The sequence below is a fragment of the Novosphingobium sp. UBA1939 genome (genome assembly GCF_002336885.1).
Classification (GTDB): Bacteria; Pseudomonadota; Alphaproteobacteria; order Sphingomonadales; family Sphingomonadaceae; genus Novosphingobium.
Genome location: NZ_DDFB01000072.1, coordinates 24,226 through 33,439, shown reverse-complemented (window position 1 = coordinate 33,439; position 9,214 = coordinate 24,226). Strand labels below are relative to the sequence as shown.

The 9,214-nt window shown below is 64.5% G+C and carries 9 protein-coding genes; 7 read left to right on the top strand and 2 right to left on the bottom strand.

Annotated elements, in window-relative coordinates; translation table 11 throughout:
• The 7 genes from B3547_RS10200 to B3547_RS10170 all read left to right on the top strand — a co-directional run.
• Nucleotides 1–760 (top strand): aspartate-semialdehyde dehydrogenase (locus tag B3547_RS10200; protein WP_292962704.1); only part of this gene is annotated, 760 nt, incomplete at its 5' end.
• Nucleotides 761–878: 118 nt separating this feature from the next.
• Complete coding sequence (locus tag B3547_RS10195) at nt 879–1,529, top strand: 2-hydroxychromene-2-carboxylate isomerase (protein WP_292962702.1); 651 nt, start codon at nt 879–881, stop codon at nt 1,527–1,529.
• Entirely contained in the window at nt 1,522–2,214 is a 693-nt protein-coding gene (locus B3547_RS10190) for a hypothetical protein (protein ID WP_292962700.1), read from the top strand. Before B3547_RS10195 ends, B3547_RS10190 begins: the two co-directional genes overlap by 8 nt.
• A 52-nt stretch (nt 2,215–2,266) precedes the next feature.
• On the top strand, nt 2,267–2,713 hold the full coding sequence (locus B3547_RS10185; RefSeq protein ID WP_292962698.1) for a GFA family protein: 447 nt from the start codon (nt 2,267–2,269) through the stop codon (nt 2,711–2,713).
• Nucleotides 2,710–3,471, top strand: coding sequence for an alpha/beta fold hydrolase (locus tag B3547_RS10180; protein WP_292962696.1), 762 nt, complete (start codon nt 2,710–2,712; stop codon nt 3,469–3,471). The genes B3547_RS10185 and B3547_RS10180 overlap by 4 nt, the downstream gene beginning before the upstream one ends.
• An 86-nt stretch (nt 3,472–3,557) precedes the next feature.
• Nucleotides 3,558–5,384 (top strand): M2 family metallopeptidase, encoded by a 1,827-nt coding sequence (locus B3547_RS10175; RefSeq protein ID WP_292962693.1) that lies wholly within the window; start codon nt 3,558–3,560, stop codon nt 5,382–5,384.
• Nucleotides 5,385–5,469: 85 nt separating this feature from the next.
• Entirely contained in the window at nt 5,470–6,048 is a 579-nt protein-coding gene (locus tag B3547_RS10170) for a YbjN domain-containing protein (RefSeq protein WP_292962690.1), read from the top strand.
• On the opposite strand, the gene B3547_RS10165 is transcribed toward B3547_RS10170, so the two are convergent.
• Nucleotides 6,023–7,351: an HD-GYP domain-containing protein gene (locus tag B3547_RS10165; RefSeq protein ID WP_292962688.1), complete on the bottom strand. Its 1,329-nt coding sequence runs from the start codon at nt 7,349–7,351 to the stop codon at nt 6,023–6,025. The two genes, B3547_RS10170 and B3547_RS10165, sit on opposite strands and share 26 nt — an antisense overlap.
• Nucleotides 7,352–7,685: 334 nt before the next feature.
• Nucleotides 7,686–9,125 carry an AMP nucleosidase gene (locus tag B3547_RS10160; protein ID WP_292962686.1) on the bottom strand — a complete coding sequence of 480 codons (1,440 nt, stop codon included), beginning with the start codon at nt 9,123–9,125 and terminating at the stop codon, nt 7,686–7,688.
• Nucleotides 9,126–9,214 lie beyond the last annotated feature (89 nt).

Genomic DNA, 9,214 nt, shown 5'->3' with positions numbered 1-9,214 from the left:
GGGCTGCGTGGTGATCGACAACTCGTCGCTCTACCGCATGGACCCGGACGTGCCGCTGATCGTGCCCGAAGTGAACCCCGATGCGATCGACGGCTATACCCGGCGCAACATCATCGCGAACCCCAATTGCTCGACCGCGCAGATGGTCGTGGCGCTCAAGCCGCTGCATGATGCGGCGAAGATCAAGCGCGTGGTCGTCTCGACCTACCAGTCCGTGTCCGGCGCGGGCAAGGAAGGCATGGACGAGCTGTTCGAACAGAGCCGCGCGATCTTCGTCGGCGATCCGGTGGAGCCGAAGAAGTTCACCAAGCAGATCGCGTTCAACGTGATCCCGCACATCGACGTGTTCCTGGACGATGGATCGACCAAGGAAGAATGGAAGATGGTCGCCGAAACCAAGAAGATCCTCGATCCGAAGGTCAAGGTCGTCGCCACCTGCGTTCGCGTGCCGGTGTTCATCGGCCACTCGGAAGCGGTGCACCTGGAGTTCGAGGAAGAAATCTCCGCCGAACAGGCCCAGTCGATCCTGCGCGAGGCGCCGGGCGTCATGCTCGTCGATAAGCGCGAGGACGGCGGATACGTGACGCCGATCGAATGCGTGGGCGATTACGCCACGTTCGTGTCGCGCGTGCGCGAGGATTCCACGGTCGATAACGGCCTGGCGCTGTGGTGCGTTTCCGACAACCTGCGCAAGGGCGCGGCGCTTAACGCGGTGCAGATCGCGGAACTGCTGGGCCGCCGTCACCTCAAGAAGGGGTAAGCCGGCAATCCTTCCCCGATTGCGGGAAGGATTCGGCATTTCCGATGTCATAACATTTGCGCGACAGCCACCCTCTCCCTAGGATCGCCTCTGATCCTTGGGAGAGGGCACCCGCGCCATGACGCTTTCCGCCGACGTTTTCTGGTCTTTCCGCAGCCCGTACAGCTACCTGGCCACGCGCCGCTATCGCGCGCTGACGGACGAGTACGATCTCGCCATCAATCTGCGCCCGGTCTATCCGCTGGCGATCCGGCAGCCCGATTTCTTTGAACGGAACCATCCCGGCTGGCTGCGCTATCTGTTCGTGGATGTGGCGCGGCTGGCGCAGTTCCACGGCATTCCCTTCCTTCCGCCGCGCCCCGATCCGATCGTGCAGGACATCGCCACGCGGTGCATCGCGGACGAGCAGCCCTATATCTTCCGACTGACGCGCATGGGGCAGGCGGCATCGCGGCGCGGCAAGTCACTGGCCTTCGCCGATGAAGTCTCGCGCCTGATCTGGGGCGGTACGCAGGGCTGGCACGAAGGCGATCACCTTGCTGGCGCCGCCGCTCGCGCCGGGCTGGACTTCGCCGAACTCGAAGCCGAAGCCGTGAGCGACGCGGAACGGCTCGACGCCGAACTCGCTGCCAACCAGGAAGCGCTGGAAGCCGCCGGGCACTGGGGCGTGCCGACGCTGGTCTTTGACGGCGAACCCTTCTTCGGGCAGGACCGCATCGACCTTGCGGTGTGGCGCATGGAACAGAAGGGGCTGGTTCCTGGTGGATGACGAGAAACCCCGGTGGATGCTCTCAAGGCGGCTGATGCGCAAATTGAGGACGTCCAAAACGAGTGCCTTCGCAGCAATTGCCGTTTTGCTGATCGTGGGCCTCGTGCTGCTGCTGGTTCCGATGACGTCCGACCTAGTGCGACGCAGGGAGCTTCCAGGGTCATCCACCATATCGCAGCCCGTCGACAACACGCGGTTGATCGGTGAGGTGGTGCATGCGGGAAACAGGCCGCTCACGTTATATTATCTTGATGTACCAGGCGGAGGGCGCCGGGCGTTGAGGCTGGTGGACATGCGCTCCGGCGAGGTTTTCCGGCCATTCAAGGACGATCAGCGCGTCCTGAGCGGATTTACCTTGCTGTCTGAGGCGGAGGGCGCCGATGCGGAAGGCTACATTGCAATTGCGCGCAATGGCGGAACGGATGAGCGCCCGTTGTTCGATGTGGTGGGATGCCGCTTTTCGGATGTTAAGTTCTTCACGCTTGCGCGTGGCGTTGCGGCAATGGACGCGCCTCAGGCGGTGGCGGGCGTGGGCGTATCGATGGTACTCGCGAAGCCAGACGGCAAATCGAGGTTCGTGATTGCCGATTGGGCACGGGGCGTCATTTCCATCGAAAGGCCGCTCGATCTCCCAGCCCCCCTTGATGCGGAAGGCACGAGGCAGGCCGCCCCAGTCCATAGCTAAATGTAGGGCATGACTCTGGTTTAAGCGTTGCCCCTTCGCTATCCTCTCGCTCATGCTGACCACCATGACCGGCGGCTGCCAGTGCGGCCGCATTCGCTATGCCGTGCGGCTGGACAACCACGAGGCTTATCTCTGCCATTGCCGCATGTGCCAGAAGGCGACCGGCGGGGTGGCGGCGGCCTTCGTGCAGGTTGCGCGCGATGCCATCGTTTGGGAGCGCGAGCCCGACTGGTATGTCTCGTCCCCGATCGCGCGGCGCCCGTTCTGTTCGGCTTGCGGCACGCCGCTGGGCTTTGCCTTCCTCGATGGCGCCGGCATGATGGACCTGACCGTCGGCAGTTTCGACGATCCTTCGATCCTCCGGCCGGTATCGCATGCCGGCACGGAAAGCCTGCACGAGGCATGGCTGGACACGCGCGCGCTTCCCCGCCATCGCAGCGACCAGACGCCGAGCGTGGCCGACCGCTGGAAGGCCGCTGGACTGGAGGTTCCCGAATGACCGAACTGACCACCGAATTCTTCGCCGGCCACGGTGGCGCGCAACTCGCGCTGCACCGGATGGGGAAGGGCAGGCCGGTTGTGTTGCTGCACGGGCTGTTCTCCTCGGCCGCGATCAACTGGGTCAAGTTCGGCACCGCCGGGCAGCTTGTTGCCGCCGGGTTCGAATGCCTGATGCCCGATCTGCGCGCGCATGGCGAAAGTGCCGCGCCCCACGATCCGGCTTCCTATCCGGCGGACGTGCTCGCGCTCGATGCCATGGCGCTGGTGCGGCATCTGGGGCTCACCGATTTCGACCTGTGCGGGTTCTCGCTGGGGTCGCGCACCTCGGCGCGGGCGGTGCTGGGCGGGCTTTCCCCGCGCCGGCTGGTGCTGGCGGGCATGGGGCTGGAAGGGCTGGCCGGATGGAAGGGCCGGCGCGATTTCTTTATCGACGTGATCGATCGCTTCGGCACGATCCGGCCCGGCGATCCCGCCTATGTCTCGCAGCAGTTCATGAAGACGATGAACGTCGATCGCGTCGCCGCGCGGCTGCTGCTGGGCTCGATGGCGGATACCGCGCCGGAGGATCTTGCCGGCGTAACCATGCCCGTGCTGGTGTTGTGCGGCGACAAGGACAACGACAACGGCTCGGCCGACCGGCTGGCCGCCGCGCTGCCCGATGCGCGCCGCGCGACCATTCCCGGCACGCACATGAGCAGCGTGACCGTGCCGGAAATGGGGGCGGAGATCGTTTCGTTTCTTACCAGTCCGGCTTGACCGCGGCGTTCGGAGGCTTAACCACGGAGGCATGACAAGCGCCCGCATCGCGCGGCGCTGGCAATGTCCTCAGGGAGTCCCCGTCCATGAAATCGCTGTCTTCCGTTCTTGCGCTGGCCGTCGCGGGTCTTTCCGTGACGGGCCTTGCCGCGCCCGCTTGCGCGCAGGATGCTGCCGCCACACCCGCCACGGTGAAGACCTGGCTGTCCCAGGCGGAAAAGGACTATTTCGACCAGTCCATCCGCACCAACCGCACCGAGTGGGTCTATCAGACCAACATAACCTACGATACCGCCGAGCTTACGTCCGCTGGCAACGCGGCGCTGACGAAGCTTCAGGTCGATCAGGCCAAACAGGCGGCGATCCTCGCCAAGGTGCCAGGCCTTGCGCCTGACGTCGCGCGCAAGCTGCTGGTCATCCGCACCCAGATCACCACGCCGGCGCCCACCACCCCCGGCGCGGCCGAGGAATTCGCAGCGCTGCAGGCCCGCGTCCAGGGCATCTACGGCAAGGGCCACGGCACGCTGAATGGCGAGCCCGTCAATGGTAGCGACATCGAGGAAGCGATGGGCACCACGCGCGATCCGGCGAAGCTCAAGGAAATGTGGGTAAGCTGGCACGATACGGTCGGCACGCCGATGAAGGCCGACTACGTGCGCATGGTCGATATCGCCAACGCTGGCGCGCGCGAACTTGGCTTTGCCGATACCGGCGCGCTGTGGCGCTCGAACTACGATATGGACCCCGATGCCTTCGCGGCGCTGACCGAGAAGATCTGGGGCGAGGTCCAGCCGCTTTACCGCCAGCTGCACTGCTATGTCCGCACCAAGCTCAACGAGAAGTACGGCGATGCCGTGCAGCCCAGGACCGGCCCGATCCGCGCCGACCTGCTGGGCAACATGTGGGCGCAGGAATGGGGCAACATCTATGATATCGTCGCTCCCGCCGGGGCGGGGGATCTTGGCTACGACGTCACCGATCTGCTGGCAGCGAAGGGCTACGATCCGCTCAAGATGGTGAAGGCGGGCGAGGGCTTCTATTCCTCGCTGGGCCTGGCGCAATTGCCCGAAACCTTCTGGCAGCGTTCGCAGTTCGTGAAGCCGCGTGATCGCGAGGTGGTGTGCCACGCTTCGGCCTGGGACGTGGACAACAAGGACGATCTGCGCATCAAGATGTGCATCAAGGTGAACGGTGACGATTTCGGCGTCATCCACCATGAACTTGGCCACAACTACTATCAGCGCGCCTACAACGGGCAGGACCCGCTTTACCTGAACGGCGCCAACGACGGCTTCCACGAAGCGATCGGCGATTTCGTGGCGCTCTCGATCACGCCCGAATACCTCGTGCAGATCGGCCTGCTCGATCGCGCGAAGGTGCCGGGGCCGGAAAAGGACACCGGCCTGCTGCTGCGCCAGGCGATGGACAAGGTGGCGTTCCTGCCCTTCGGCCTGCTGATCGATCGCTGGCGCTGGAACGTGTTCAACGGCACGATCAAGCCCGCGCAGTATGAAACGGCCTGGAACGACATGCGCCTGAAGTATCAGGGCATCGTGCCGCCCGCGCCGCGCAGCGCCGATGCCTTCGATCCGGGCGCAAAGTATCACATCCCCGCCGTGGTGCCCTATACGCGCTATTTCCTGGCGCGGGTGTTGCAGTTCCAGTTCTTCGAGGCGGCGTGCAAGCAGGCCGGCTGGAAGGGGCCGCTGCACCGGTGCAGCTTCTATGGCAACAAGGCGGTGGGCCAGAAGCTCAATGCGATGCTCATGATGGGCGCATCCAAGCCCTGGCCCGATGCGCTGGAAGCCTTCACCGGCAGCCGCGAGATGAGCGGCGCCTCGATGGTGCGCTATTTCGCGCCGCTTTCGCGCTGGCTGGAGCAGCAGAACCGCGGGAAGGGCTGCGGCTGGTAGGGCCTGTTCCCCGATAAGGTCTTGCCGTCAGGCGCGGTTTCAGTCACCATCCTCTCAAATCATATAAAAATCAGAGGATGCCATCATGAAATCGCGCCGGATTGCCGCGTTTCTGGCTTTGGGAAGTGCCTTTGCGGCCTCGGTGCCCGCCCATGCCAGCATGAATCTCGATACCGAACCGGCCGCGCTGGCGCGGCAAGTCACGGCTACCAGCCCGGATGGCGTGGTCGCGGCGCTGCGCTCGCTGGGCTATGGCGCCGATCTGACCGCCGATGACGCCGGCGAACCGCTGATCAACGCGCGCATCGGCAAATGGCAGACGTTCGTGCTGTTCTATGATTGCGACGCGAAGATGCACGACAATTGCCAGTCGTTGCAGTTCAGCGCCAGTTTCACGCCCGACAAGCCTTTCGGGCCGCAGGAAGCGGCGGCCTTCGCGCGCGACTATCGGTTCGGCGCCCTGACCATTGGCACCGACAAGTCGGTCGTGCTGTCTTGGGATGTGGTGACCGGTGGCGGCCTTGATTCGTCGGTGTTCCGCAAGGTGGTCGAAAACTTCAGCTTCGCCCTGGATAACGTGGGCGCGCTGGCGTTCAACGAGGATACCGGTGCGGATGCGAAGCGGCCAGCGGGCCGCCTTATCGCTTCCGGCTCTCGCCCTTGACGTTCTTGAGCGAAGCGCCGGCAAGTTCGGGCCAGCGTTCTTCCCAATCGTGAAGGTCCCAGTCGGCCGGCCGTTCGAAGCTCAGAATGTCGTCCTGCGTTTCGGCCAGGTTGATGTCTTCCGGCTCGATTGTCACGCCGGGCGTGGTGCTGGCGAAAGCGCGCACCGTGGGGCGTTCCGGATGCTTGCGGTGCGTTTCGATCACGATCGCGAGCCGGTCGCCGGGAATGCGCACCAGTGAGCCGACCGGATAGACGCCGACCGAGCGCACGAACGCGGCCAGCACATATTCGTCGAAATGGCCGTTCCAGCTCAGCATCTCGTGGATCGCTTCGGCCGGTGTCCAAGGAGCCTTGTAGGGGCGGTCCGACGTGACGGCGTCATAGACATCGCACACCGCGCCCATGCGCGAGAGCAGCGTGATCTCGTCGCCGCTCAGCCGGTGGGGATACCCGGTGCCATCGACCTTTTCGTGATGATGCAGCGCCACGTCCATGACCAGCGCCGACAGCGTATCGTCCTTGCGCAGTACGGAATGCCCGCGTTCGGGATGCTCCCGCATCGAGGCGAACTCGGCGTCGGTCAGGCGTCCGGCCTTGTTCAGGATCGAATCATCGATCGCCATCTTGCCGATATCGTGCAGCAAGCCGGCCATGCCGGCCTCACGGACCTTTTCCTCGGAGAAATCCAGTTCGCGGGCAAGGTTGATCATCAGCGCCGAGACGGTCACCGAATGCATGTAGGTGTATTCGTCCTTGCGCTTCAGTCGCAGCACCGACGTGAGCGTCGAATTGTTGCGCGACAGCGAATCCGCGATTTCGTCCACCAGCGGTCCGAGCTTTTCGGCATCGATGGTATCGCCCGAGCGAACCTGCTTCAGAAGCTGGGACATCAGGCGACGCGCAAGGTTCACGGTCTTGCGCGCGCGGCCGAGTTCGGCTGCCATGGAGCAGGTTTCGGGCGCGGCGGGCTTCTGGCGCGCTGCCGGTGCGATCGGGGCGAGCCGTGGCTTGGCGCTTTTGCGCGAGGTCGCGCGGGGCGGCGCAGGCTGGGGCGCGGGTGCGGCGGCGGGCGGAGGAGCGGGCTGGTTCGCGGCCTTGGGAGGGTCGACCTTGATGTCGAGCCCCTTGTCGGTATCGATGATCACGCCGGAAATCCGCGCAGAGCGCAGCGCGTCCACATCGTCGCTATGCTCCAGAAGGAACTTACCACGCCAGAACGGGTGGAAGAACCACACGCCCTTGATTGCATGAATCCACATGCCGGCGCGGACCTGATCCTTCTCAATCTGCTTTAGCGCCATTGGCAACCGACCTTCATATTCAAAGCCTGACCCAAACTGCTCCGTGCGATACGGACGCAGGTTCGTCCGCTTCGGTTCGCGTAACATTCAGGATGGTTCCAAATCGTAAACGTCGCGTACAAATTTGGGGGGCGTGAAAGTGCCATGTTTGCAACCCGCGCTGCGCTGGCGAGGTGCTGTCGAATATAGTATAAAAAATCAGTAACTTGTGCAGCTTTGGCGGTGCAGCGAAAGCTGGCCGCGCCATCCACCTTTTTCAATCGGAACGCCGATTGTGGCCGGTGCCGCCACGCGAATCGCATCCGGCGGCACTGTCACAATCGGGGTGAGCGGTTTACCGGAACGGAGGCTCGTTGAACGCGCGCAGTTTGCGGCTGTGCAGGCGCGGGCCCTCGGCACGCAGCAGTGCGCAGGTGGTGGTGCCGATGGCCAGGTGCGCGGCGATGGCTTCCTCGTAGAACCGGTTGGCCTGCCCCGGCATCTTGATCTCGCCGTGCAGCGGCTTGTCGGAGACGCACAACAGCGTTCCATAGGGCACGCGGAAGCGATAGCCCTGCGCCGCGATCGTGGCGCTTTCCATGTCGATGCCGACCGCGCGCGACAGGCTGAACCGCCGTGCGGACTGGGTGTAGCGCAGTTCCCAGTTGCGATCATCGGTCGTGACGATCGTGCCCGTGCGCATACGCTTCTTGAGGTCCGCGCCGCCGGTGCCACTGACCATCTCCGCCGCCTGCGCCAGCGCTCGCTGAATCTCGGCGATGGCGGGAATCGGGATTTCCGGCGGCAACACGGGATCAAGCACGTGATCATCGCGCAGATAGGCGTGGGCGAGCACGTAATCGCCGATCTTCTGGGTGGGGCGCAGCCCGCCGCAATGGCCGATCATCAGCCAGGCTTCGGAGCGCAGCACGGCCAGGTGATCGCAGATCGTCTTGGCGTTGGACGGGCCTACGCCGATGTTGACGAGCGTGATGCCCGAACGATCGGGAGCGATCAGGTGGTAGGCCGGCATCTGGTGCCGCCGCCAGGCGGTGTCGGACAGGCGCGCACGGGCGTTGTCGACCGGCGCGTCAAGGTACAGTCCGCCCGCGCCCGACAGCGCGATGTGATGGCCATCGCCCACCTGTTGCGCCGCCCAGTCCACGAATTCATCGACATAGCGGTGGTAATTGGTGAACAGCACGTAGCGCTGGAAATCGTCGGGCCGCGTGCCGGTGTAATGCGCCAGCCGGGCAAGGCTGAAATCGGTGCGCAGGCCATCGAACAAGGACAGCGGCAGCAGTCCTTCGTATTCGGGCACGTCGAGCCCGTCGGCGATCTCGTCGCCGATGCGGGCCAGTTCGGTGGTGGGGAAGTGCTGCGCCAGATCCTGCGGCGTCACCCCGTTCATCTGAGCGCCGTCGCTGCCGTCCAGCACGTAGGGAAACGGGATTTCCTGCCGGGACGGGCAGACTTCGATCCGCACTTCGTAGTCGGACAGGATCAGCGCGAGCTGCTCCGCCAGGTAGTCCTCGAACAGGGCCGGGCGCGTGACGGTGCAGGCATAGGTGCCGCGCTCGATCAGCCGGCCGAACGAGCGCGTCGAATGGTCGCCGAGCGTCTGCCCATCGAAGTGGATGCGCAGTTCGGGGTAGCAGTAGCTGCCATCGTGCCGCCGTTCCGGCGGGGGCGGGGTGCCCTGTGTGGCGAAAGCGGCGATATCCGCGCGCAGGCGGGCCACGGCGGCGTCGAAAATGCGGGAAAGCTCGGTGATGATCGTTTCAGGTGTATCCATCGGCAGTATGTAGCGCGCAATCGGTGACGCTGCAAAGACGGCTTATGCCGCCACTGCGGAGCGGACCGGTATGGCCGGGGCGGGACCGG